This is a genomic window from Xanthomonas sp. SI (genome assembly GCF_014236855.1).
Classification (GTDB): Bacteria; Pseudomonadota; Gammaproteobacteria; order Xanthomonadales; family Xanthomonadaceae; genus Xanthomonas_A.
Window position 1 is genome coordinate 4,208,257 of the sequence record NZ_CP051261.1, and the last position, 23,530, is coordinate 4,231,786.

23 protein-coding genes and 1 riboswitch are annotated in these 23,530 nt (G+C 69.4%); of the genes, 4 read left to right on the forward strand and 19 right to left on the reverse strand.

The window, feature by feature from the left end; genetic code table 11:
* Positions 1 to 15: 15 nt before the first annotated feature.
* The 12 genes from HEP75_RS17815 to glyA form a co-directional block, all read right to left on the reverse strand.
* A complete protein-coding gene (locus HEP75_RS17815; protein WP_185824396.1) occupies positions 16 to 108 on the reverse strand; it encodes a potassium-transporting ATPase subunit F in 93 nt (30 codons plus the stop codon).
* An 18-nt stretch (positions 109 to 126) separates the two neighbouring features.
* The gene (locus HEP75_RS17820; RefSeq protein WP_185824397.1) at positions 127 to 855 is read right to left on the reverse strand and encodes a TorF family putative porin; all 729 of its coding nucleotides are present in this window, start codon (positions 853 to 855) and stop codon (positions 127 to 129) included.
* Between the two features lie 179 nt (positions 856 to 1,034).
* Positions 1,035 to 2,612: a CocE/NonD family hydrolase gene (locus tag HEP75_RS17825; RefSeq protein ID WP_185824398.1), complete on the reverse strand. Its 1,578-nt coding sequence runs from the start codon at positions 2,610 to 2,612 to the stop codon at positions 1,035 to 1,037.
* Between the two features lie 475 nt (positions 2,613 to 3,087).
* Positions 3,088 to 4,065: a thiamine-phosphate kinase gene (gene thiL, locus HEP75_RS17830; RefSeq protein ID WP_185824399.1), complete on the reverse strand. Its 978-nt coding sequence runs from the start codon at positions 4,063 to 4,065 to the stop codon at positions 3,088 to 3,090.
* 121 nt (positions 4,066 to 4,186) lie between these two features.
* On the reverse strand, positions 4,187 to 4,666 hold the full coding sequence (nusB, locus tag HEP75_RS17835; RefSeq protein WP_185824400.1) for a transcription antitermination factor NusB: 480 nt from the start codon (positions 4,664 to 4,666) through the stop codon (positions 4,187 to 4,189).
* The gene (gene ribH / locus HEP75_RS17840; RefSeq protein WP_058362180.1) at positions 4,663 to 5,130 is read right to left on the reverse strand and encodes a 6,7-dimethyl-8-ribityllumazine synthase; all 468 of its coding nucleotides are present in this window, start codon (positions 5,128 to 5,130) and stop codon (positions 4,663 to 4,665) included. The genes nusB and ribH overlap by 4 nt, the downstream gene beginning before the upstream one ends.
* A 102-nt stretch (positions 5,131 to 5,232) precedes the next feature.
* On the reverse strand, positions 5,233 to 6,369 hold the full coding sequence (ribB, locus tag HEP75_RS17845; protein WP_185826642.1) for a 3,4-dihydroxy-2-butanone-4-phosphate synthase: 1,137 nt from the start codon (positions 6,367 to 6,369) through the stop codon (positions 5,233 to 5,235).
* A gap of 106 nt (positions 6,370 to 6,475) precedes the next feature.
* A complete protein-coding gene (locus tag HEP75_RS17850) occupies positions 6,476 to 7,075 on the reverse strand; it encodes a riboflavin synthase (RefSeq protein WP_185824401.1) in 600 nt (199 codons plus the stop codon).
* Between the two features lie 78 nt (positions 7,076 to 7,153).
* Positions 7,154 to 7,327, reverse strand: a riboswitch (FMN riboswitch).
* Positions 7,328 to 7,480: 153 nt separating this feature from the next.
* The gene (gene ribD / locus HEP75_RS17855; RefSeq protein WP_185826643.1) at positions 7,481 to 8,599 is read right to left on the reverse strand and encodes a bifunctional diaminohydroxyphosphoribosylaminopyrimidine deaminase/5-amino-6-(5-phosphoribosylamino)uracil reductase RibD; all 1,119 of its coding nucleotides are present in this window, start codon (positions 8,597 to 8,599) and stop codon (positions 7,481 to 7,483) included.
* An 11-nt stretch (positions 8,600 to 8,610) separates the two neighbouring features.
* Positions 8,611 to 9,102 carry a GNAT family N-acetyltransferase gene (locus tag HEP75_RS17860; RefSeq protein ID WP_185824402.1) on the reverse strand — a complete coding sequence of 164 codons (492 nt, stop codon included), beginning with the start codon at positions 9,100 to 9,102 and terminating at the stop codon, positions 8,611 to 8,613.
* Between the two features lie 11 nt (positions 9,103 to 9,113).
* Positions 9,114 to 9,644 carry a transcriptional regulator NrdR gene (nrdR, locus tag HEP75_RS17865; protein ID WP_009576486.1) on the reverse strand — a complete coding sequence of 177 codons (531 nt, stop codon included), beginning with the start codon at positions 9,642 to 9,644 and terminating at the stop codon, positions 9,114 to 9,116.
* A gap of 103 nt (positions 9,645 to 9,747) precedes the next feature.
* Positions 9,748 to 11,001 (reverse strand): serine hydroxymethyltransferase, encoded by a 1,254-nt coding sequence (gene glyA / locus HEP75_RS17870; RefSeq protein WP_185824403.1) that lies wholly within the window; start codon positions 10,999 to 11,001, stop codon positions 9,748 to 9,750.
* 149 nt (positions 11,002 to 11,150) lie between these two features.
* On the opposite strand from glyA, the gene HEP75_RS17875 reads away from it, so the two are divergent.
* Positions 11,151 to 12,575 (forward strand): hypothetical protein, encoded by a 1,425-nt coding sequence (locus HEP75_RS17875; RefSeq protein ID WP_185824404.1) that lies wholly within the window; start codon positions 11,151 to 11,153, stop codon positions 12,573 to 12,575.
* Positions 12,576 to 12,755: 180 nt separating this feature from the next.
* Here the strand turns inward: HEP75_RS17875 and HEP75_RS17880 are convergent, their stop codons facing one another.
* Positions 12,756 to 13,211, reverse strand: a complete 456-nt coding sequence (locus HEP75_RS17880; protein ID WP_185824405.1) for an RcnB family protein — start codon at positions 13,209 to 13,211, stop codon at positions 12,756 to 12,758.
* A gap of 255 nt (positions 13,212 to 13,466) precedes the next feature.
* On the reverse strand, positions 13,467 to 14,381 hold the full coding sequence (locus HEP75_RS17885) for a helix-turn-helix transcriptional regulator (protein ID WP_221899276.1): 915 nt from the start codon (positions 14,379 to 14,381) through the stop codon (positions 13,467 to 13,469).
* Between the two features lie 133 nt (positions 14,382 to 14,514).
* Here HEP75_RS17885 and HEP75_RS17890 point away from each other — a divergent pair, with 133 nt between their 5' ends.
* Both HEP75_RS17890 and ettA read left to right on the forward strand, forming a co-directional pair.
* On the forward strand, positions 14,515 to 16,044 hold the full coding sequence (locus tag HEP75_RS17890; protein ID WP_185824406.1) for an MFS transporter: 1,530 nt from the start codon (positions 14,515 to 14,517) through the stop codon (positions 16,042 to 16,044).
* Between the two features lie 146 nt (positions 16,045 to 16,190).
* Complete coding sequence (gene ettA / locus HEP75_RS17895) at positions 16,191 to 17,852, forward strand: energy-dependent translational throttle protein EttA (protein ID WP_185813935.1); 1,662 nt, start codon at positions 16,191 to 16,193, stop codon at positions 17,850 to 17,852.
* A 186-nt stretch (positions 17,853 to 18,038) separates the two neighbouring features.
* Here ettA and def read toward each other — a convergent pair whose 3' ends face one another.
* Positions 18,039 to 18,554, reverse strand: a complete 516-nt coding sequence (def, locus tag HEP75_RS17900; protein WP_185824407.1) for a peptide deformylase — start codon at positions 18,552 to 18,554, stop codon at positions 18,039 to 18,041.
* A 386-nt stretch (positions 18,555 to 18,940) separates the two neighbouring features.
* Between def and HEP75_RS17905 the strand changes: the two genes are divergently transcribed.
* Positions 18,941 to 19,957 carry a DUF4434 domain-containing protein gene (locus HEP75_RS17905; protein WP_185824408.1) on the forward strand — a complete coding sequence of 339 codons (1,017 nt, stop codon included), beginning with the start codon at positions 18,941 to 18,943 and terminating at the stop codon, positions 19,955 to 19,957.
* Positions 19,958 to 19,975: 18 nt separating this feature from the next.
* Here HEP75_RS17905 and HEP75_RS17910 read toward each other — a convergent pair whose 3' ends face one another.
* From HEP75_RS17910 to HEP75_RS17925, 4 genes are read right to left on the reverse strand one after another with little or no spacing between them, the layout of a single operon-like run.
* Positions 19,976 to 21,109 carry an acyl-CoA dehydrogenase family protein gene (locus HEP75_RS17910; RefSeq protein ID WP_185824409.1) on the reverse strand — a complete coding sequence of 378 codons (1,134 nt, stop codon included), beginning with the start codon at positions 21,107 to 21,109 and terminating at the stop codon, positions 19,976 to 19,978.
* 2 nt (positions 21,110 to 21,111) lie between these two features.
* Positions 21,112 to 21,792 carry an alginate O-acetyltransferase AlgF gene (locus tag HEP75_RS17915; RefSeq protein WP_185824410.1) on the reverse strand — a complete coding sequence of 227 codons (681 nt, stop codon included), beginning with the start codon at positions 21,790 to 21,792 and terminating at the stop codon, positions 21,112 to 21,114.
* Positions 21,789 to 23,264: an AMP-binding protein gene (locus HEP75_RS17920; protein WP_185824411.1), complete on the reverse strand. Its 1,476-nt coding sequence runs from the start codon at positions 23,262 to 23,264 to the stop codon at positions 21,789 to 21,791. The genes HEP75_RS17915 and HEP75_RS17920 overlap by 4 nt, the downstream gene beginning before the upstream one ends.
* A 27-nt stretch (positions 23,265 to 23,291) precedes the next feature.
* A complete protein-coding gene (locus tag HEP75_RS17925; RefSeq protein WP_185813941.1) occupies positions 23,292 to 23,522 on the reverse strand; it encodes a phosphopantetheine-binding protein in 231 nt (76 codons plus the stop codon).
* Between the last annotated feature and the right edge of the window lie 8 nt (positions 23,523 to 23,530).

Sequence of the window (23,530 nt, forward strand, 5' to 3'; positions counted from 1 at the left end):
GAAGTGGCACTCGGCTCAGAAATCTTCGGGACGCAAAATCACGTACAACAGGTAGCCGGCGGCGACGATCACCGCCATGCCGCAGATCAGCGATAGCCAGGTCGGCATGTCATCTCTCCTCGGAACTCAAAAGGTGGCTTGCAGCGCGGCTTCGACCCGCGTGCCGGCCATGTCGGGGAACAGCCGCTCGGCGGCGCGGTCGGTGTCGTGCGCGGTCAGCCGCAGCTCCAGCCCCGGTCCGCCCTGGCGGACGCTGGGCAGGGTGAACACGGCGCTGACCAGCCCATGCGTGTAGCTGTCTGCGTAGCTGCGGGCGAGCCAGTAGTGGCCCACCGCCGCCTCGACGCGGAAGCGCTCGTTGAACGGATAGCGCGCGCCGAGTTGCGCGTAGGTGCCGGTGCTGTCGCTGGCCAGCGCATCGTCGGACCAACCCAGCTGCGCCCACACGCGCTGCTTCCAGGTCACGGTGGCGCCCAGCTCGGTCCAGTTCAGCGCGGCGGCCGAGGGGTATTGGTAGCGGGTCAGGTTCGCGTCCCAGGCCCAGTCCGGCGTCCACTGGCCGCGCCAGCCGAGCACGCCGTCGAGTTCGGTGCTGGCGTGCGGGGTGCTGTCGAACTTGATCGACGAGGCCCACAGCGACGCGTACGCGCCATTATCGGCGGCCAGCGCTAGACCGGCCTGCACGGCGGGATCGCCGTCGCTCTGGGTGCTGCCGCGCCAGACGTAGTCGCTGGTGAGCGTGGCATTGCCGCTGACGCTGGCGGCATCGGCCGCTGCGCTGCCGGCAACGAGAAAAAGCGCAAGCGCGCCGCGCGACAGGCGTCGGCGGGCGGCACAGGAAAGCGGGGAACGCATGACGTCGGATCCAGGGCGGAACCATTCCGCCGACCTGGTCATGTTCCGGCGCGGGGCCGTAAAGTCGCTATCGGCCGATGCCGGCTGCCGCGTAAATTTCGCGTAATTTCCGCGGCCGCCGCCCTGCGGCAAAACGCAGGAAAGGCCGGCATTGCGCCGGCCTTTCCATCACGCGCAGGTCAGTGCAGCGGCACGCTCAGGCTCGACGGCGCGGCCGCCGGCGAACTGAAGCTGACGCTGCCGCCGAAACGGCTGGCCGAGCTGTAGCGCGGATCGGTGGTGTCCACCACCAGCACCAGGCGATTGCCGGCCGGGATATCGGCGGCGGTCGCCTGCAGCGGCAGGTCGATCGTGGTCGCCACGCCCGGAGTCGCGTTGCGCAGCGTGTACGGCGCGTGGCTGAGCAGTTGCGCCACGCCGAGCCCGTTCATGCTGTACAGGTAGGCGAACAGCGACACATTGGCCTCGCTCGGGGTCACCGTCACCCGCAGCGACGGGCTGCCGGCCAGGCGCTTGGCGCTGGTGTACACCGGCCCGCTCCACACCGCCGCGCCGTTGCGATCCACCAGCGGGATCGAGGTGGTGACCGGCTGGCCAAGGCCCTGCAGCAGGCCGCTGACCAGCAGCACGCCCGAATCGGCAAGGGTCGGTACGCCGGTGGCGATGCCCTTGCTCCAACCGCTGCTGGTGCTGTTGGTCAGCGTGCCGGTCGCGATCAGGCCGCTCGGGCGGGTCAGCCCATAGCGGGTCGCGCCGGCCTGCACGCTGTTCCAGTCGGCGTAGCGCAGCCAGGTGCCGTTGAGCGTGGCCAGTTGCACCGGCTGCTCGCTGTCCACGCCGTTGGCCTGGCCCTTGAGGTAATGGTCGAACCAGCGGGTGGTTTCCGTGTAGACCTCGTTGGGCAGGCCGAGCGCGCCCGGCAGTTCGGCCGTGGCGTGATCGCCCTGGCTGAACATCAGGTGCTTGGGCCCGCTCAGGCGGTTGTACAGGTCGATGTACTGGTTCGGCGGGAACAGGCCGTCGTTGAACGCGTTGGCCATCAGCACCGCAGTGCCGTTGCGGTTGAGCGCCTGCACTTCGTTGATCACGCTGCGCTCGCCGGCCTTGGGCAGGAAGCCCTGCACCGCGCCGTCGTAGTCGCCGACCGCGACCCGCGCGCTGATCTGCGCCAGGTCCGGCCCGGGCCGGCCGGTGATCGCGCCGGAGGCCACCAGCAGGCCGACGCCCTGTTCGCTGACCGTGGCGTTCGCGTACAGCGAGGCCTGCAGGTCGGCCCAGCCGCTGAGCGCGGCCACCGCCTTGATCCGCGGATCGCGTGCGGCGGCGAGCAGGCTGGTGCCGGCACCGTAGGAAATGCCGGACACGCCGATCGCCTTGGCATTGGCCGGAGTATTGGCCAGCGCCCAGTCGATCACCGTGCTGACGTCTTCCACCGTCGGCGCTCCGGCGATATCGATCACGCCTGCCGAATCCCAGAACCCGCGCGAGGTGTAGCTGACCACCACGTAGCCGTTGCTGGCCAGTTCGCTGGCGCGGCCCACGTATTCCAGGTTGGGCAGCGACCAACTGGCCGGCATCACCACCAGCGGGAACGGCCCGGTCCCCTGCCCCTGCGGCACCAGCACCAGCGCGCCGAGCTTGGTGCCGTCCCAACTGGAAATGGTCTGGTACTGCTTGCTGAAACCTCCGGCGGACGCGGCGGATGAGAACAACAGCATCGCGCACAGGGCGATGCAGAGGGACACGGACATACGCATGTACTGCCTCCCAAACGGCGCCAGGTCGGAATGGCCCAGCTGCCAGAAACGGTTACGGGTACGCGATGCGGGGGAATCGGGCGTCGCGACCATACCAGTCGGTACGGACAAGTTCACGCCGCAGTGCGGCACGGTATGGTGGGTTCTTGCTGCCTATTAGGTTCTCAGTTGGTCCGCCGTCTTTGCTTCGGCCATACCCTCATCCGCCCCTGCGGGGCACCTTCTCCCGAGGGGAGAAGGGAACAACCGCGGTGTGCTTTAACCCCTCTCCCACCGGGAGAGGGGTTGAGGTGAGGGTACGGCGCGAAGCGGCTCGCGGAGTTGGGTGCACGAGGCTTGCGCCCGTACCCTCATCCGCCCCTCCAGGGCACCTTCTCCCGAGGGGAGAAGGAACAGCCGCGGTGTGCTTTAGCCCCTCTCCCACCGGGAGAGGGGTTGGGGTGAGGGTCCGGCGCGAAGCGGCTCGCGGACTTCCCTACCCGACGAAAAAATGCTCGTAGCCTCGCCGCGGCGGCTGCCAGGGCTGGCCGTCCGCATCGCGCACGACGATGCCGCCGCCGGCGACGATGCGGCCGATCGGCGTCGCTTCCTCGCCGATCGCCTGCAGCGCCTGCACGATGGCCGCGCGTTGCGCCGGTGCGGCGGTGAAGCACAGTTCGTAGTCGTCGCCGCCGCCCAGTTGCCAGGCGTGCACCTGCGCGGCGCTCGCCTCCGCCGGTGCGGCGACTGCCGGCAATGCGGCCAACCACAGTTCGGCGCCGACGCCGCTGCGCGCGCAGATGTGGTCCAGGTCGGCCAGCAGGCCGTCGGAAATGTCCACGCAGGCATGCGCCAGGCCGCGCAGGCGCAGCCCGGCCTGGACCCGCGGCGACGGCCGCAGCAGGCGCTGGCGCAGATGTTCGTGCACGGGATCGGCGGCGGCCTTGGCCACGTCCAGGCGCCCGGCCTGCCACAGCGCCAGCGCCGCGGCGGCCTCGCCAGGGCGGCCGCTGACCCAGATCTCGTCGCCCGGCTGCGCGCCGTCGCGGCGCAGCGCCGCGCCGGGCGCCACGCTGCCGATCGCGGTGACCGACAGCGACAGCGGCCCGCGCGTGGTGTCGCCGCCGGCCAGCACGATGCCGTGCGCATCGGCCAGCGCGAAGAAGCCGTCGGCGAAGGCGTCGATCCAGCCGGCATCCTCGTGCGGCAACGACAGCGACAGCGTGCACCAGCGCGGCTGCGCGCCCATCGCGGCGAGATCGGACAGGTTCACCGCCAGCGTCTTCCAACCCACGTCGGCAGGCGCGGTCTCCAGCGGAAAGTGCACGCCGGCGTTGAGCGTATCGGTGGTGATCGCCAGTTGCTCGCCCGGCGGCGGCTGCAGCAGCGCCGCATCGTCGCCGATGCCCAACGGCACGTCCGCATGCGTCCCGATCCGGGCACGCAGGCGATCGATCAGATCGAATTCGGGCATTTGTGGGGCCGGGATTGGGGATTCGGCATTCGGGATTGGCAACAGCGAAGCGACGGCCGTGGTCTGCGCGGGAATGCCGCTTTAGCGAATCCCTCAATCCCCAATGCCCAATCCCGCGCCGTTAGGCGCCGCCAGCGCCACCCGACTCCACCGTGCGCCATTCCAGCGCGGCGCGGTCGAGCACGCCGTTGACGTAGGTGTGGCCGTGTTCGGAGCCGAACCGCTTGGCGGTTTCGATGGCTTCGTTGATCACCACGCGGTACGGCACGTCGTGGCGGTGCAGCAGTTCGTAGGCGGCCAGGCGCAGCACCGCGCGCTCGATCGCGTCCACTTCCTCGACGGTGCGGTCCAGGTAGCCGACCAGCGCCGCATCCAGTTCGGCGCGGTGCTTGAGCACGCCTTCGACCAGGTTCTCGAAGTAGACCAGGTCGGCGATCTCGTGCGCCTGCTCGTGCGCGAACTGCGCAATCACGTGCTGCGTGGTGCCGCCGGCGATCTGCCAGGCGTAGATCGCCTGCAGCGCACGCCGGCGCGCGCGCGAACGCAGCACCGGATCGACGCCGTCGCGGCGGACATGCTTGTGGCCAGCGGGCTTGTTCATCGCAGCAGCTCCAGGAGATTGACCATTTCCAGCGCGGTCAGCGCCGCTTCCTCGCCCTTGTTGCCATGGCTGCCGCCGGCGCGCGCCTCGGCATCCTCGACCTGCTCCACCGCCAGCACGCCGTTGAGCACTGGGATGCGGAAGTCCAGCGATACCCGCAGCAAGCCTTCGGCGCAGCCATCGGCCACGTGTTCGTAGTGGCGGGTGTCGCCGCGGATCACGCAACCCAGCGCGATGATCGCCGCGTGCTTGCCGGCGGCGGCCAGGCGCGCGGCGGCCAGCGGCAGTTCCCACGCGCCGGGCACGCGGATCACGTCCACCGCCTCGTCGGCGATGCCGTTGCCGGACAGGCTCTCCCGCGCGCCGGCGACCAGCACGTCGGTGATGCGCGCGTTCCAGCGGCTGGCGATGATCGCGAAACGGGCCGCTGCAGGAGCGCGGAGGTCGCCTTCGTAGTGGGTCATGGCGGTGGCAGGTTCAGTGGGTGGGAGAGTTTAGCAGGCGGCGTGTTTGGGGCCGGGGACCGGAAGCGCTTGCAGCGCCGATAGCGAAGCAGCGCATGGGCATCAGCCTTTTCCGAATCCCGAATCCCGAATCCCGAATCCCGGCTCCAACTCCACATGCTCCACCACCTCCAGCCCGAACCCGGCCAGGCCGACCTGGCGGCGCGGCGTGCCCAGCACGCGCAGCTTGCCCAGGCCCAGGTCGGCCAGGATCTGGCTGCCGGCGCCGTTGCGCCGCCACTGCCCCACGTCCTTGCTGTTGGCGACCACGTCCGGCTGCTTGCGCAGCCGCGCCAGCAGCGCCTGGCTGTCGCGCGGCGCCGACAGCACCACCATGACCCCGCTGTCGGCGGCGGCGATCGCGCGCAGCGCGTCGCTGGCGGCCACGCCGAAATCGTCGCGGCGCCAGTGCAGCAGGTCGGCCAGCGGGTTCTCCACCTGCACCCGCACCAGAGTCGGCGTGTCCGCGTCCGGGGCGCCGCGGACCAGCGCGAAATGCAGGTCGTGGGCGATGCGGTCGCGGTAGGTGACCAGAGTGAAGCCGCCGAACTCGGTCTCGATGCTGCGCTCGTCGATGCGCTCGACGGTGTGCTCGGTGGCCAGGCGGTAGGCGATCAGGTCGGCGATCGAGCCCATCTTCAGCCCGTGCAGGCGCGCGAACTCCTCCAGCTGCGGACGCCGCGCCATGCTGCCGTCGGGATTGAGCACTTCCACCAGTACCCCGGCCGGCTCCAGCCCGGCCAGCAGCGGCAGGTCGCCGGCGGCCTCGGTGTGGCCGGCGCGGGTCAGCACGCCGCCGGGCTGGGCGATCAGCGGGAAGATGTGCCCGGGCTGGCTCAGGTCGTGCGGCTTGGCATCGGGTTTGACCGCGGTGCGCACGGTATGCGCGCGGTCGTAGGCCGAGATGCCGGTGGTGACGCCCTCGGCGGCCTCGATGCTGACGGTGAAGTTGGTGTGGAACTGCGCGGTGTTGTGCTGGACCATCGGCGCCAGCCCGAGCTGCGCGCAGCGCTCGCGGGTCAGCGACAGGCACACCAGGCCGCGCGCATGGGTGACCATGAAATTGATGTCCGAGGGCTTGACCAGCTCGGCGGCCATGATCAGGTCGCCCTCGTTCTCGCGGTCCTCGTCGTCGACGATGACCACCATGCGGCCGGCGCGGATTTCCTCCAGCAGCTCGGGGACGGGGGCGAAGTTCAGGCTGGGGGCGGTGGATGGCGACATGAGGGACTCGCAGAAGACGGAAGGCGCCGCGCGCCGCCGCGGGCAGCGACGACGGCACGGCAGATGACGGAAGCGGCGCAGGTCAGCCCTGGCGGCCGTGCAGCAGGCGTTCGACGTAGCGCGCGACCAGGTCGATCTCCAGGTTCACCGCCGCGCCGACCGCGGTATGCGCGAACGCGGTGTTCGCCACCGTGTGCGGGATCAGCGCCACCTCGAAGCCGGCGTCGTCCACGTCGTTGACGGTCAGGCTGACCCCGTCCACGCAGATCGAGCCCTTCTTGGCGATGTAGCGCAGCAGCGCCGAGGGCGCGGCGAAGCGCCAGCGTTGCGCGCGCGCGTCCTCGTGGACCGACAGCACGCTGCCGAGGCCATCGACATGGCCGCTGACCAGATGCCCGCCGAGCCGGTCGGTCGGGCGCATCGCCCGCTCCAGGTTCAACGCCGCGCCTTCGGCGAGCGCGCCGAGCGTGGTCAGGGACAGGGTTTCGGTGGACGCATCGGCCTGGAACGACGCCGCGTCGAAGGCGACGACGGTCAAGCACACGCCGTTGACCGCGATGCTCTCGCCGAGTTGCACATCGGCGAACGGCAGGCTGCCGGTGGAGAAGGTGAAGCGGATATCGCCGCCCTGCGGCTGGCTTGCGGCCAGGCGGCCGACGCCTTCGATGATTCCGGTGAACATAAACGTTTCTCGCAAGGATGGTGAGCGAAAAACGCCACAAGGCATACAGGCACGCGCACAGCCGCAAGGCTGCGCGAAGGCCGTCTTCTTTCATCCGGACTATACCGTCGGCTCCGGCATCGGACCGGATCTGCTGACCTTGCGTCATCGCACCCGCACCTGCGTGCCGGACCGACGACCCAAGCGCTCGCGGGCTCGTGCGCGAACGCACCTACCGCCGGTGGGGAATCGCACCCCGCCCTGAAGACGTTTGTGGTTGCCGGCGAACCGGCGTGCGCATTCTAGCAGGGCGCGGCTTGGCACCCGCTGCGGCGGGCGGGCCACCGGTGGGACGTAGCGTCGCGGCGAAGGCGGCAACCGTGCGCTGTGGCGGCAGCACGCCGGCGCAGCGGATGGCGATTGCTGTTACCCCGCGTCCACCGCCACCGGCCGCAGCAGCAGGCGCAGGTCGTCGCCGATCTGGCGCGTCTCCAGCAACTGCAGCGGCACGCGCTGGGCCATGGTGTCGATGCCCAGCCCGGCCAGCAGCGGGCGCGCGTCGCCGCCGAGCAGCAGTGGCGCCAGGTACAGCAGCAGTTCGTCGACCAGGCCGGCGCGCAGCAGCGCGCCGCTCAGGGTCGCGCCGGCCTCGACCTGCACCTCGTTGATGCCGCGCGCGGCGAGCAGACGCAGCACCGCGTCCAGGTCGAAGCGGCCCGACTGCAATGCGACCGCGGCGAACTCGACGCCAGGCAGCGAGGGCGACGCCACGCCCGGCGCATGCAGATATAGGGTCGGCGCCGCAGCGTCGCGCACCTTGGCCTGCTGCAGCGTGCGCAGTTGCGCATCCAGCACCACGCGCAACGGCGGTACGACTTCGGTGGCGTCGTCCAGGCGCACGCTCAGCGACGGATCGTCGGCCAGCACGGTGCCGGCGCCGGTGAGGATCGCCCCGGCGCGCGCGCGCCAATGCTGCACGTCCTGGCGCGCGGCCGCGCCGGTGATCCATTTCGATTCGCCGCTGGCCAGCGCGGTGCGCCCGTCCAGGCTGGCGCCGAGCTTGACCCGCAGCCACGGCCGGCCGCGTTCCACCCGCGACAGGAAGCCGCGATTCAGCGCGCGCGCCTGCGCGTCCATCAGCCCGAAACGAACCTCGATGCCGGCTTCGCGCAGCAGCGCGAAGCCGCCGCCGTTGACCTGCGGAAACGGATCGGCCATCGCCGCCACCACCCGCGCCACCCCGGCTTCGATCAGCGCCAGCGCGCACGGCGGGGTGCGCCCGTAGTGCGCGCACGGCTCCAGGGTCACGTAGGCGGTGGCGCCGCGCGCGCGCGCGCCGGCGGCGCGCAGCGCGAACACCTCCGCATGCGGACCGCCCGCGTGCTGGTGAAAACCCTCGCCCACCACGGCGCCGTCGCGCACGATCACGCAGCCGACCATCGGGTTGGGACGCGTGGTGTAGGCGCCGCGCTCGGCCAGGCGCAGCGCCTGTGCCATGTACAGATGATCGTCGGCGGAGAAGTCGTTCATGCCGTCCGCGCTCATGACGTCCGCGCTCATGCGGTCTGCGCCCGTGCCGCCAGCGCGCCGGCGTCGATGCGCATCACCGTCACCTGCAGCGGCCCCAGCGGCAGCTGCACATGCGGCTCCCAGCCCAGGCCTTGGTAGTACGGCACCAGCCGCGGTTCGCAATACAGATACAGATACCCCACCTGCAGCCGCGCCGCGGCCTGCACGCAATGCGCGACCAGTTGCGCGCCGACGCCGCCGCTGCGCGCCTGCGGGCGCACGTACAGCGTCGCTAGCCACGGCGAGAACTGGCGGATGCGCGCATCGTCGTTCTGCAGCAGGCTGACCGAACCGAGCCAGTCGTCGCCTTCCAGCGCGATCCAGCTGGTCGGGATGCGGGTATCGCAGCGGTGGCTGCGCAGGTCGGCCTCGGCCTCGACCACGTTCCACTTCGGCAGCAACGCGCCGAAGGCCTGCAGGTGTTCGTGCGCCAACGCCGTAATGTGCTGCGGCGCCTCGGCCAGGCAGACGATGCGCATGCCGCCCGCCTTCAGCGCTTGCCGGACTTGTCGCCCGGCTTGTCGGCGCGGACCAGTTCCAGCAGCGGCAACTGCTCGCTGCCCACCGGCAGCTCGCGCTCGAGCTTCTCGATCTCCTCGCGGAAATCGGCCACGTCCTGGAAGCTGCGGTACACCGAGGCGAAGCGGACGTAGCCGACGTGGTCGAGCTTGCGCAGCTCGGCCATCACGTATTCGCCGACGCGGATCGACGGCAACTCGCGCTCGCCGGACATGCGCAACTGGTGCACCACCGCACGCACCGCCGCCTCGATCTGCTCCTCGGCCACCGGCCGCTTCTGCAGCGCGCGATCGAAGCTGGTGCGCAGCTTGCGCGCATCGAAGGCCTCGCGGCCGCCGTCGCTCTTGATCACCGTCGGCAACTTCAGCTCGATCGTCTCCAGCGTGCTGAACCGCTCGCCGCACGCCTCGCACTCGCGGCGGCGACGGATCGTCGCGCCGTCCTCGGACACCCGCGAATCGATCACGCGGGTATCGGTGTGCTGGCAGAAGGGGCAGTGCATTCAGAGCGCCGGGAATAGGGAAACGGGAATGGAGAATGGGAACGTCAACAGCGCCAGCTTAGCGCTTCTGACCATTCCCGATTCACCATTCCCCATTCCCGTTTCAGCCATACACCGGATACTTCCTGCACTGCGCGGTCACCGCGTCGCGCACGCGGGCGATGACCGCGGCGTCGGCCGGGGCGTCGAGCACGTCGGCGATCCAGTTGGCCAGGTCGATGCTGTCCTGCTCCAGGTAACCGCGGGTGGTGATGGCCGGGGTGCCCAGGCGCAGGCCCGAGGTCACGAACGGCGAGCGCGGGTCGTTGGGCACCGCGTTCTTGTTGACGGTGATGTGGGCCTTGCCCAGCGCCGCTTCCGCGTCCTTGCCGGACACGTCCTTGCCGATCATGTCCACCAGCATCAGGTGGTTCTCGGTGCAGCCGGAGACGATCTTGTAGCCGCGCGCGATCAGGGTCTTGGCCATCGCCTGCGCGTTCTTCACCACCTGCTGCTGGTAGGTCTTGAACTCCGGCTCCAGCGCTTCCTTGAACGCCACCGCCTTGGCCGCGATCACGTGCATCAGCGGACCGCCCTGGATGCCCGGGAACACGATCGACTGCAGCTTCTTGACCAGCTCCTCGCTGGCGCCCTTGGCCAGGATGATGCCGCCGCGCGGGCCGCGCAGGGTCTTGTGGGTGGTCGAGGTGACCACGTGCGCGTGCTCCAGCGGGCTCGGGTAGACGCCGGCGGCGACCAGGCCGGCCACGTGCGCCATGTCCACGAACAGCACCGCGCCGACCTGGTCGGCGATGGCGCGGAAGCGCGCCCAGTCGATCTTCTGCGAATACGCGGAGAAGCCGGCCACGACCATCTTCGGCTTGTGCTCCAGCGCCAGCCGCTCGACTTCGTCGTAATCGATCAGGCCCTGCTCGTTTACGCCGTACTGCACCGCGTTGAACAGCTTGCCGGAGACGTTGACCTTGGCGCCGTGGGTCAGGTGGCCGCCGTGGGCCAGCGACATGCCCAGGATGGTGTCGCCGGGCTGCAGCAGCGCCAGGTACACCGCCTGGTTGGCCTGCGAACCCGAATGCGGCTGCACGTTGGCGTAGTCGGCGCCGAACAATTGCTTGACCCGGTCGATCGCCAGCTGCTCGGCGATGTCGACGAATTCGCAGCCGCCGTAGTAGCGCTTGCCCGGGTAGCCCTCGGCGTACTTGTTGGTCAGCTGGCTGCCCTGGGCTTCCATCACCAGCGGGCTGCAGTAGTTCTCGCTGGCGATCAGTTCGACATGGTCTTCCTGGCGGCCGGCTTCGGCGGCGATGGCCTGGGCCAGTTCGGGATCGTAGGTTTCGAGACGGACAGCGCGCGAGAACATCGGGGGCTCCGGGGCGGGAAGGTAAGGTGGCCGGGGATTGTACCGCGCGGGCACGTACCACAACGCCGCAACGGCGTTCACAAGCCTCCGGGGCGTGCGTCTTATGGAACACCTGCCCATCGGGCGCCGATTTCGCCAGGAGAGCCACCATGCACCCCGTCATTCTCTACGGCAAGGCCGTGCAAGACGCCCGCAACCGGCTTCGGTCCGTCCAGACCTCGACCATGTTCGAGGCCATGCAGCCGTTGTTGTCGTCAAGCGGAGAAGAAGGACAGCTTCCACCCCTTGAGATCGCAAAATGGATCAACGACATCCCCGTCACAAAGGCGAGCAAACGGGCGCTCTCCCACCTGCAGGCCGCAAAGACCCGAGCCAAGGAATTCTCGGCGCGCGGCATGATCGGCGACGTGTTCGCGCTCGGCGATGCGCTGCGCGAGCTTGCCGACTTCCTCAACGAGGGCGGTGACGGCGACACATGGAAGGAATTCCTAGCCCGCTTCCGGGACGAGGCCGTGTTCGACAAGCAATCCAACCGCGCCCGCATCGAGCGACCGATCGAAACCCGCCAGGACTACCCGGAACTGGGCATCTTCCGCTATTGGCTGCTGGAACGCAGCGTGGTGAAGTACATGGAGCGAGCGCTCGGCCCGTACCTGGGCGCGGACATCTCCGGCAGCACCCCCGATGCTCTCGGCGCCCTTGTCTACCTGTTGATCAGCAATAAGACCAAGTCAGAGGAGGTCAAGACACCGGAAGCGTGGACCGAGAACCTCCTGAAAGACGGTTCGCCGCTGGTCGCGGTGGCCTCGATGGTCCTGCAATACCACCACAGCCTGCTGGAATGCGTGCTGGCACTGGCGCTGATCGGCAACGCCAAGAAGGGGAAGGACAAGTCAGAGCAACTGCTGAGCAAGGACCAGTCAGATTATCTGCTTGACATCGACCTCTATCGGTTCAGCAGCCTCATCCTCAGGGACGACAGCACCTCGTGGCTGAGGATCAAGCTGGAGAACGGCGATGCGGCACTGAAGCAGGAACTGGGCGGAGCGCGCCTGCTTGTGGTCCGCGATTTCATCGACATCGAGCACAATCCCTATGCGGACTGCGAGATCGCCCTGCTGGTGCCGCCGGGGGGAGAAGCCGACGCGTTGTTCCAGCCGGCCCGAAGCTACGAGCGCTTCAGCAAGTTGCGCCAGAACCAGTGCATCGATGCCGCTGTCGGATATCGCCGAAGCGATCCGAATCTATACCAGGTCGCGAATGAATTCAAAATCAGCACCGATCCTAATCTGATGGAGCTGGTCAAGCAGAATTCCAACGATCTGCGCCAGATGAAAGAGAAGAAGCCCGTTTTCGACAACCTTGATGAGGCTGTCGGCACCATTGCGCTTCGCTATGGGAACGACATGGGACTGCTCACGGCGAACGATACGCAGGCCGCTTCGGTTCAGCCAGGTGCGCAAGAAGATGCTCAGTTAGCGGAGAAAGCGCAGCTCGCGCAATTTATGCGCAGCAATAGCCTCGATCCGGGCAAGCTGTTAGCGTTGATGCAGTGGGCGAAATTCACTCAATGAGGCGGCCTGGCCTCTCCCGCCTCCTTCGACGGATCCGGACCACAACGGTCGCCACCAGCGTGCTGCATTCTCTTGAGCGGCTACGCGTCTTGCCGAACACGCAGAACGCCGGAACGCCCCCAAGTGCAGCCAGGCCCGCTCGCGCCAGGGTGGCATCCTGCGGCGCGAGCAGGCCGCGGATCAGCGGCCGTTGAGCACCAGGTCGGCGATGATGCCGCTGGCGATGGCCACCATCAGCAGGTTGCCGCGGTCGTCGCGCACCCAGCGGTAGCCGTACGGCGGGCGCCGCACCTGGTAGCGGTCGTAGTCGTAGACCACGTAGTTGGGACCGTAGTAGCGCTGGCCGCGCGCCCACGGCGGCGGACCCGGACGGTAGTAGACGACGTCCGGACGGCCGCGGTAGCCGTCGCGATAGCCCTGGCTGTAATAGCGGCGGTCGTCGTGGCGTTCGCGTTCGCGCCAGTAGCGGTCGCGATCGCGGTCGCGCCGGTCGTAGTCGCGCCGGTCGTGATCGCGGTCGTGCCAGCCGCGCGGATCGCGGTCGTCCCAACCATCGCGGGCGAATGCGGCGGGCGCCATGAAACCCAGCGCCAGCAGGGACGAAAGGGCAAGGGTGGCAATGCGTTTGATGTTCATGGCTGCTCCGTCACTTTTGGTGTCACGACTGCATTAATGCGCTTGTCGTCTGAACCGCTTCCTGCTGGAACCGGTTACGTATTCAGCTTTCCCGAAACGGGTAAGCGCGCATTACGTTTCGGCCCTCTTTTTCCTGTCAACGGCGGCGTTTCGACGGGATTGGCGACACCGGCGCAGGCCTGTTCGCCGCAACCCGGCACGCACGCCGCCATCTGCGCTGATCCGGCGCCCTGGCTGCAGCCTGCGCACCTGCGCTCAGTGGCGGTGGGCCGATGCGGCAACCTCGGCCGACTGCGCATGCAGTTGCAGCAGCGCGGCCCGTGCCGCCTCGTCGGCAGGCAGGTACACCACCAGCCGATTGCCGTTGCGCGGCGCCGACCACCAGTTGACCTGCTGCAGCTGCAGTTCGCCCGCCTGCGGGTGGTGGAAGCGCTTGAGCTGGTTTTCCACCCCGCGCACCTCGCGCCGCTGCTGCCACAGGCCATCGAACTCGGGCGAGGCGGCGCGGTAGCGCGCCAGCAGGCGCTCCCAGGCCGGTTCGCCCAGATGCTCGCCCATCGCGGCGTGCAACAGCGCCACCATGTGCTGCAGCGCGTTGTCCCGATCGACCAGGCGCGCGCGCCAGTGCGGGTTGGTGAACGCCTGGTAGACGCAGTTGCGGTCGGCTTCCGGCAGCTCCGCCAGGGTCACCCCCATCAGCCGCTCGAAGGCCGCGTTGGCGCCGAGGATGTCGAAGCGCGGACTCTGCAGCATCGCCGGCCAGGGGCCGAGCTGATCGAGCAGCATGCGCCCGGTGTCGGTCAACCGCTCGCACGGCGGATGCAGCCGGGGCACGGCATCGCCCACTCCGGCCAGCGCCAGCACGTGGCCGGTTTCCACCTCCGAGCACTGCAGGGCGCCGGCGATGGCGGTCAGCACGCGTGCGGAAGCGCGCACCGGCCGCCCCTGTTCGAGCCAGGTGTACCAGGTGACGCCGACGTCGGCGAGCGCGGCCACCTCCTCGCGGCGCAGGCCCGGCGTGCGCCGCCTGCCGGCACGCGGCAGGCCCAGCCGCGCCGGATCCAGGCTCTCACGGCGTGCCCGCAGGAAGGCGCCGAGCGCGCGCGCACGTTCGACCGCCAGCGCGGGGCCGTGCATGGCAGCGGCAGCGCCGCCCGCCGCGTCGGTCATGGGATCTACCCGATCACCCGTCATTTGCCGTTCTCCCTGCTCCAACGCAGCGGTCCCAGCCACAGGCAGGAAGCGCCAGTACCAGGATAAATAACTACTTGTACCAGTTTAAGCGGTTCGCATACTGCACGCCATGACCACCTCCTCCGCTCCCGCCGCCGCGCCCCACCCCCTCGACCCCCTCGACCCCCTCGACCCCCTCGACCGCCTCGACCGCCTCGACCGGCAGCCGCCGGCGTGCGCCTGCCCGAGCGCCTCGCCGCCGGGGCTGGGCGCCTGGGGCCTGGCCATCCTGCTGCTCGGGCAGATGCTGCCGCTGATCGACTTTTCCATCATCAACGTCGCCCTCGGCTCCATCGCCCACACGCTGCACGCCTCGGCGACGGCGCTGGAACTGATCGTGGCGGTGTACGGCGTGGCCTTCGCGGTGGGCCTGGCCGCGGGCGGGCGGCTGGGCGACAACCTGGGCCGGCGTCGGGTGTTCGCCGCCGGCGTGCTGCTGTTCGCGGTGGCCTCGCTGCTGTGCGGGCTGGCCGGATCGGTGGCCGCCCTGCTCGCCGGTCGCGTGCTGCAGGGCCTGGGCGCGGCGCTGGCGGTGCCGCAGATCCTCGCCACCATCCACGTCAGCCTGCGCGGCACGGCGCATGCGCGGGCGCTGGCGCTGTACGGCTCGCTGGGCGGGATCGCCTTCGTCATCGGCCAGGTGCTGGGCGGCACCCTGGTGACTGCCGACATCGCCGGCTCCGGCTGGCGCGCCATCTTCCTGATCAACCTGCCGTTCTGCGTGCTGGCGTTGGCGGGCCTGCGCGCGGTGCCGGAGACGCGCGCGGCGCGGCGGATGCCGCCCGACCTGGCCGGCGCCGGGTTGCTGGGGCTGTTCCTGGCCTGCCTGCTGCTGCCGCTGGCGCTCGGCCCCACGCTGCATTGGTCGGCGCCGTGCCTGGCGGTGCTGGCCGCCACCGTGCCCTTGCTGGCGGCGCTGGCCCGCACCGAAGCCTGGCAGGAGCGCCGCGGCCGCGTGCCGCTGCTGCCGCCGGCGCTGCTGCGCCTGCCCAGCGTGCGCTTCGCGTTGCTGCTGGGCGCGCTGTTCTTCGCCTGCTGGAGCGGCTTCATGTTCGTGCTGGCGCTGACCCTGCAGTCGGGCGCCGGGCTGTCGCCACTGCAGTCGGGCAATGCCTTCATCGTGCTCGGCGCGGCGTATTTCTGTTCGGCGCTGCTCAGCGCGCGCGGGGTGGCCCGGTTCGGGCTGCTGCCGACGCTGTTGCTGGGCTGCACGGTGCAGATGCTGGGCCTGCTCGCGCTGGCGTGGACCTTGCACGCGGTGTGGCCGCATCCGGGCTGGCTGGCGCTGGCGCCGGCGACGGCGCTGATCGGTGCCGGACAGGCGTGGATCGTGGCCTGCTTCTACCGTATCGGCCTGTCGCAGGTGCCGACCGAGCATGCGGGTGCGGGCAGCGCCATGCTTTCCACCGTGCTGCAGGCGGCGATGGGCCTGGGCCCGGCGGCGCTGGGCGCGGTCTATGCGCATGCGCGCGGCGGCGGCAGCCTGGCGGCGATGCAGGCGGCATTGGTCAGCGAGTGGCTGGCGATGCTGCTGCTGGTGGCGTGCACGCTGGTCTACCGGCAGCGCCAGCGCCGCCTGGTACGCGCCGCGGCGACCTGAACCCAGCCGCTCCCGGCACCGCGTCGGTAGGCGGCGCAGGCAAGCCGGCAGCCGACGTGCCTACGCCGGTGCCGCTATAATCGCGGGCATCCATTTCGCGCCTTCCGGCCCCGGCCGGCGGGCGTCCTGCGCCTTCCGGAGACCCCATGTCGCAATACATCTACACCATGAACGGCGTCAGCAAGACGGTGCCGCCGAAGCGCCAGATCATCAAGGACATCTCGCTGTCGTTCTTCCCGGGCGCCAAGATCGGCCTGCTCGGCCTCAACGGCGCCGGCAAGTCCACCGTGCTGAAGATCATGGCCGGCGTGGACACCGACTTCAGCGGCGAAGCACGCCCGCAGCCGGGCATCAAGGTCGGCTACCTGGCGCAGGAGCCGGAGCTGGACCCGGCCAAGACCGTGCGCGAAGCGGTCGAGGAAGGCGTCGGCGAAGTGCTGCAGGCGCAGGCCGCGCTGGACAAGATCTACGAGGCCTATGCCGAGGAAGGCGCCGACTTCGACAAGCTCGCCGCCGAGCAGCAGCGGCTGGAGGCGATCCTCGCCGCCGGCGATGCGCACATGGTCGAGCAGCAACTGGAGATCGCCGCCGACGCGCTGCGCCTGCCGCCGTGGGACGCAGTGATCGGCCCGCTGTCGGGCGGCGAGAAGCGCCGCGTGGCGCTGTGCCGGCTGCTGCTGCAGAAGCCGGACATGCTGCTGCTCGACGAACCGACCAACCACCTGGACGCCGAGTCGGTGGAATGGCTGGAGCAGTTCCTGGCGCGCTACACCGGCACCGTGGTGGCGGTGACCCACGATCGCTACTTCCTCGACAACGCCGCCGAATGGATCCTGGAACTGGACCGCGGCCGCGGCATTCCGTGGAAGGGCAACTACACCGACTGGCTGATGCAGAAGGAAGAGCGCCTGAAGCAGGAAGACAATCAGGAGAAGTCGCGGCAGAAAGCGATCCAGAAGGAACTGGAGTGGTCGCGGCAGAACGCCAAGGGCGGCCGCACCAAGGGCAAGGCGCGTCTGGCACGGCTGGAAGAACTGCAGTCGGTCGATTACCAGCGCCGCAACGAGACCAACGAGATCTTCATTCCGCCGGGCGAGCGCCTGGGCAACGCGGTGCTCGAGTTCAAGCACGTCACCAAGAAGTTCGGCGACCGTCTGCTGATCGACGACCTCAGCTTCCTGGTGCCGTCCGGCGCCATCGTCGGCATCATCGGCCCCAACGGCGCCGGCAAGTCGACGCTGTTCAAGATGATCATCGGCATGGAAAAACCGGACTCGGGCGAGATGGTGCTCGGGCCGACGGTGAAGCTGGCCTACGTGGACCAGAGCCGCGACAAGCTGGAAGGCAACCACAACGTGTTCCAGGAAGTATCCGGCGGCCTGGACATCCTCAACATCAACGGCGTGGAGATCCAGTCGCGCGCCTACCTGGGCCGCTTCAACTTCAAGGGCCAGGACCAGCAGAAGCTGGTCGGCAGCCTGTCCGGCGGCGAACGCGGCCGTCTGCACATGGCCAAGACCCTGTTGCAGGGCGGCAACGTGCTGCTGCTCGACGAACCGTCCAACGATCTGGACATCGAGACGCTGCGCGCACTGGAAGATGCGCTGCTGGAGTTCCCCGGCAACACCTTCGTGATTTCGCATGACCGCTGGTTCCTGGATCGCATCGCGACCCATATCCTGGCGTTCGAAGGCAACTCGCACGTGGAGTTCTTCCAGGGCAACTACCGCGAGTACGAGATCGACAAGCGGCGGCGCATGGGCGACGACGCCGGTCCGAAGCGGCTGCGTTTCAAGGCGCTGAAGTAAGCGGGCGCGGAACGCGCAGATGCACCTTGCCACGGCCCGCCTGACAGCGGGCCGTGTGCATTTCGGCGCTCGTGTTCTCTAGGCTGCCTTGACCTGCAGGAGCGGCTTCAGCCGCGACAGGCACCTTCGGCAAGGACATGTCGCGGCTGAAGCCGCTCCTACAGGGGCGAAGCGCCGACCAAAGCCCTACAGCTCGTAGGACAGCACGTCCTCGAAGCCGAACTTGCCGAAGTCGCGGATCCGCGACGGGTACAGCCGGCCGATCAGGTGGTCGTGCTCGTGCTGCACCACCCGCGCATGGAAGCCTTCGGCCTCGCACACCACTGCGTTGCCGTCCGGGTCCAGGCCGCGGTAGCGGATATGGCGGTAGCGCGGGATCACCGCGCGCAGCCCGGGAATGGACAGGCAGCCTTCCCAGCCGTCTTCCAGTTCGTCGGACAGCGGCTCGATCTGCACGTTGGCCAGCGCGGTGCGCGGCACCGCCGGCGCATCGGGATAGCGCGCATTGCTGTCGAAGCCGAACACCATCAGCTGCAGGTCCACCGCGATCTGCGGCGCGGCCAGGCCGACGCCGCGCGCGGCGTCCATGGTCTCGAACATGTCGGCCACCAACGCGCGCAGCTCCGCGCTGCCGAAATTGTCGACCGGCTGCGCGATGCGCAGCAGGCGCTGGTCGCCCATGCGGATGATGTCGCGGATCATGCCCTGCTCCTGTGCCCGAGTGCCTCGCCGATTATCCGCCGACTGGCGCGCGCTTGCAGCTGGTCGCGTCAGCGTTACCGAGGGTAGTCCCGGCGGCGGATGCGGTCGGGGCTGAAGCCCCTCCTGCAATGCACCCGGCCGGCCATTCGCAAGTGCTTTGCAGCGGCGGCTGCCGGTGGTGTCGGCCGTCATCTGGCGGCCTTTCCTGGCCGGCGTGCCTGCCGCCTCATCGAGCCGGACTCAGGCCGGCGCCGCGCGCCGCTGCAAAAATCCATCTGCAGCGGCGTTTTTGCGGCGTCAGACACGCGGCATCACGCAGACGATGCGACGCGCTCTTTCGTGGCGATGCTGTAGAACAACGACCTGGACTCCGCCGCGCGCAAGCAATGCACAACGATCGCCCTGGATCCGCTTCCTTCTCGCCCAGCCGGCGCGACCTGCTGCGTCTGGCCGTGCTGGTTCCCGCTGCGTGCGCAGTGGGCATGTTGCCGGGCTGTGCGACGCCGCCGCGGTTCGACGGCAGCTTCATCCAGCCGTGGCGCAGCCACCTGCAGTTGGGTGCACAGGACTGGCAACAGCACATGGCGCTCGCCCAGCGCCTGGGCTGCCGACAGATCGTGGTGCAGTGGGCCGGGCTGTACGGCGGCGGCGGCGATGCGGACTGGGCCCTGCCGGACAGCACGCTGCAGCTGATCTTCTCCACCGCCGCCGCCGCTGGCCTGCAGGTGCGGGTCGGCCTGCCGTATCACAGCGGTTGGTGGAAGGCACTGCAGGCGCCGGACCTGGCCACGCTGGATGCATTCCTGGCACTGACCCTGGACAACGCACGCGCCTATCTGCAGTCCGCGCCGTGGAGCAGGCAGGCCAACTTCGACGGCTGGTACCTGCCCTACGAACTGGAGCAGTTCCACTGGGCGCAGGACGCGCGGCAGCAGCGGCTGTGCAGTTGGCTGGCCGCGCTGTGCGCTGCGGCCAGCGCCGGCACCGAAAAGGTCACTGCGATCTCCACGTATTTCAGCCGGCTGCAGACCAGCGGTTCGCTGCCGCAACTGTGGAACCGCATCCTCGACCAGGTGCCGCTGCGGCCGATGGTGCAGGACGGCGTCGGCGTCGCCGGGCTGGACAACCTGGACGGAGTGAATCCGCTGCTGGCGGCGCTGCGCGCGCGCCAGGTCGCGTTCGACGTGGTGGTCGAGCTGTTCGAGGAATTGCCCAGCTCGGCCGCCGACGGCAGCCACTTCCAGGCGCAGACCGCCGATGCCGCACGCATCCAGAAGCAGCTGGCGTGGGCGCAGCGCAGCGGCGCCGCCGGCATCTTCGCGTTCGCGCTGGATCCTTGGTTGTCGCAGGACTCGCCGCGCGCGCAGGCGCTGCGCAGGCAGTGGCGCGCCGGGCGCCAATAGCCGCCCGGCGCGCGCCTGCTACAGGGCGCGGCCGATGATGTCGCGCAGGATCTCGCTGGTGCCGCCGAAGATGCGCAGCGCGCGTGCGTCGGCCCAGGCGCGGCCGATGCCGTACTCGCTGCTGTAGCCATAGCCGCCGTGCAGCTGCAGCAGCGCGTCCAGCACCTGGCCCTGGATCTCGGTGGCGTTGAGCTTGGCCATCGCCGCGGTGGTCGCCTGCAGCCGGCCCTGCATGTGTGCGTCCAGGCACTGGTCGAGGAAACTGCGCAGCATCGCCAGCCGCGATGCCGCGTCGGCGAGCACGAAGCGGGTGTTCTGGTGGTCGATCAGGTGGCGGCCGAAGGCCTTGCGCTGGCGCACGTAGGCCAGGGTTTCTTCGAGCATGCCTTCGGCCGAGGCCGCGGCGCGCAGCGCGATCGCCAGGCGTTCGGCGGCCAGTTGTTCGCCGAGGTATTCGAAGCCGCGCTGTTCCTCGCCGAGCAGGTGCGAGACCGGCACCGCCACGTCCTGGAAGAACAGCTCGCTGGTGTCCTGCGCGTGCTGGCCGATCTTGGCCATCGGCACGCCGCGGGTGACGCCGGGCAGCGCGGTCTCGACGCAGAACAGGCTCAAGCCGCGCGCGCCCAGTTCCGGCGCCACGGTCGCCACCACCACCGCCACGTCGGCGTTGCTGCCGTTGGTGATCCAGGTCTTCTGGCCGTTGAGCAGGTAGTGCTCGCCCTGGCGCACGGCGCGGGTGCGGATCGCTTTCAGGTCGCTGCCGGCGCCGGGTTCGGTCATCGCGATCGCGCCGATCGCCTCGCCGCGCGCCATCTTCGGCAACCATGCGTCGCGCACCGCGTCGCTGCCGTACTGCATCAAGTACGGCGCGACCATGTCCGAATGGATCGAGAAGCCGATGCCGAGGAAATTGGCCCGCGCCAGTTCCTCGATCACGCAGGCCGCATGCCCGGCATCGCCGCCCAGGCCGTAGGGCTCGGGCAGTTGGCAGTTGAGCAGGCCGGCCGCGCCGGCCGCACGCCACAGCGCGCGCGGGGTGATGCCGTCGCGCTCCCACTGCGCGTAGTGCGGGGCGATCTGGCTGTCGATGAAACGCCGCACCTGGGCGCGGAACAGCGTGTGGTCTTCGCGGAACACGGGGCGTTCGCGCATGGCTAGCGGCCGACCGGATCGGTGCCGCTGAGCTGGCCCTGCAGCACCGGCGCACTGGCGCTGCCGCTCAGGAACAGGCTGTAGTGGTCGCCGGGCTGCAGCGACGGCAGCGCCAGCGGCGCGCTGTCCTTGCTGCCGCACGCGGCCACCAGGCGCGCCTTGACCGGGTTGATCGCACGCGCGCCGCTGGCGCCCGCGGCGACGGCCGGGAACACCACCGCGCCGTTGTCGGCGATCGCCAGCCGCGCCTGGCCGCAGCCGCTGGCCAGGTTGTAGAAGCGGATCTCGGCCTTGAGCGCATCGCTGCTGCCGCCGCCATCGGCCAGCACCGCCAGCGGCCGCGACGGCGTAGCCGGGTCCAGCACCAGTGTGGTGAAACTGCCGGCGGCGACCTGCGCCTGCTCGCGGGTCTTGCCGGCCACGCGCAGCGCGAACGGCTTGCCGCCTTCGACGATGGCGTAGCGAGTGGCGCGGGTGGCCGGGCCGATGCGCTGTGCGGCGCCGTTGCCGATGCCGACCTCGAGCGCGGCATTGCCCGGGTTGAGCACGCGCACGAACGCGGAGCCGGCCGGCGGGCGCGCGGCGTACAGCTGCGCGAGGCGGCCTTCCGCGGCGCCCTGTTGGGCGTTGGCGGCCAGTGGCGCGAGCGCGGTGGCGGCGAGCAATGCGAGCATCCATTTCATCGTGGCGTTTCCTGGCTGCGGAGCGTGCGCGCCATGGCATAACGCTGCTCCAGTTGTTTGCGATCGACCTTGTCGCTGTTGCCGGTCGGCAACGCGTCCACGGCGATCAGTTCGGAGGGAATCATGTAGGCCGGCACGCGGCGGCCGAGCTGCTGCTTCCAGTCCTGCAGCGCGTCCGGCAGCGGCTGTACCGCACCTGCGCCCGCTGCGGTCAGTTCGACGAAGCCGATCATCCGCACCAGGCTGCCATCGGGCCGGCGCAGCACCACCGCGGCACCGGCGACCACACCGTCCAGGGTCGACAGCGCCGCATCCACTTCTGCCAGTTCGATGCGGTAGCCGTTGAGCTTGATCTGGTCGTCCCTGCGTCCGCGGAAGTACAGCCGGCCCTGCGCATCGACATCGCCCAGATCGCCGCTGCGGTAGGCGCGTTTGCCGTTGTGGTCGAACAGCACGCCCTGGTCGAGGTCGGGACGGTCCAGATAGCCGCGCATCACGTGGTCGCCGGCCATGCAGATCTCGCCGGTGTCGAGGAACACCTCGGCATAGGGCTTGGCCACGCCGATCGGGAACGGGTTGGGCGCGGCCGCGCGCAGTGCGGCATCGATCTCCACCCAGGTGGTGGAACAGGTCGCTTCGGTCGGGCCGTAGGAGTTGACGATGCGCGCCTGCGGGAAGCGCGCCCACAGCTCTTCGGCCACGCGCGGGGTCAGCGACTCGGCGCCGAACACGAACACCCGCAACGCGGGCAGGTGTTCGGCAGCGAAGCGCGGGTTGAGCAGTTGCTGGCGCACGAACGACGGCGTGGACGCCCACACCGCCACCTCGGACTGGCGCAGGCGATCGACGAAACGTTCGCTGTCGGCGATCACCTCGCGCGGGCACAGCACGCAGCACCCGCCCAGGCCGAGCGCGCCGCACAGGTCGAACAGCGAGAAATCGAAGTTGAACAGCATCTGGTTGAGGAACGCCGGCGCCGGCCCCAGCGCCAGGCAGTCGCGGATCCAGCCGGCGAACAGGGCCACGCTGTCGCGGCCGATCTGCACGCCCTTGGGATCGCCGGTGCTGCCGGAGGTGAACATGATGTAGGCCAGGTCCGGCACCGCCAGCGCGCGCGCATCGTCGGCACCGGGGCCGAACGCATCGGTGGCGGCGTCGTAGACCGCGGCGGCATGCACCAGCGCGACGATGCGCTGCAGCCGCGCCGACGGATTGATCGTATCCACCGGCACATAGGTCACGCCCAGCTGCAGGCAGCCGAGCATGGCCACCACGAACGCGGCCTGCTTGTGGCCCCAGATCACCAGCGCATGGCCCGGCCGCACGCCGGCGCGCTGCGCGCGGGCGATCCAGTCCTGCGTGGCCAGTTCCAACCCGGCCCAGTCCAGCACGCCGTCGGCAGCGTGCAATGCGGGCGCCTGCGCGGCATGGTCGCGCTCGACGAAGCGGCAGCGGTCGAAATCAAAGCGCATGCGTGCGGCTCCTTGCGCGGTCCGCGCTCAACGCCGGTGCGCGGCCACGTACTCGGCCAGCACCTGCACCGATTCGACCAGCGTGTCGATCTCGTCGATCGGCAGGGTCACGCCGAGGCGGTCCTTGACCTCGACCATCAACTGCACCTTGGACATCGAATCGAACAGCGATTCCATGTATTCGTCGGGCTGCACGCGGGTGCCGATCACGCTCTCGACGATGTCGCCGAGCTGGGTCTGGAGGGTCTGCATATCCATGGGGTTCA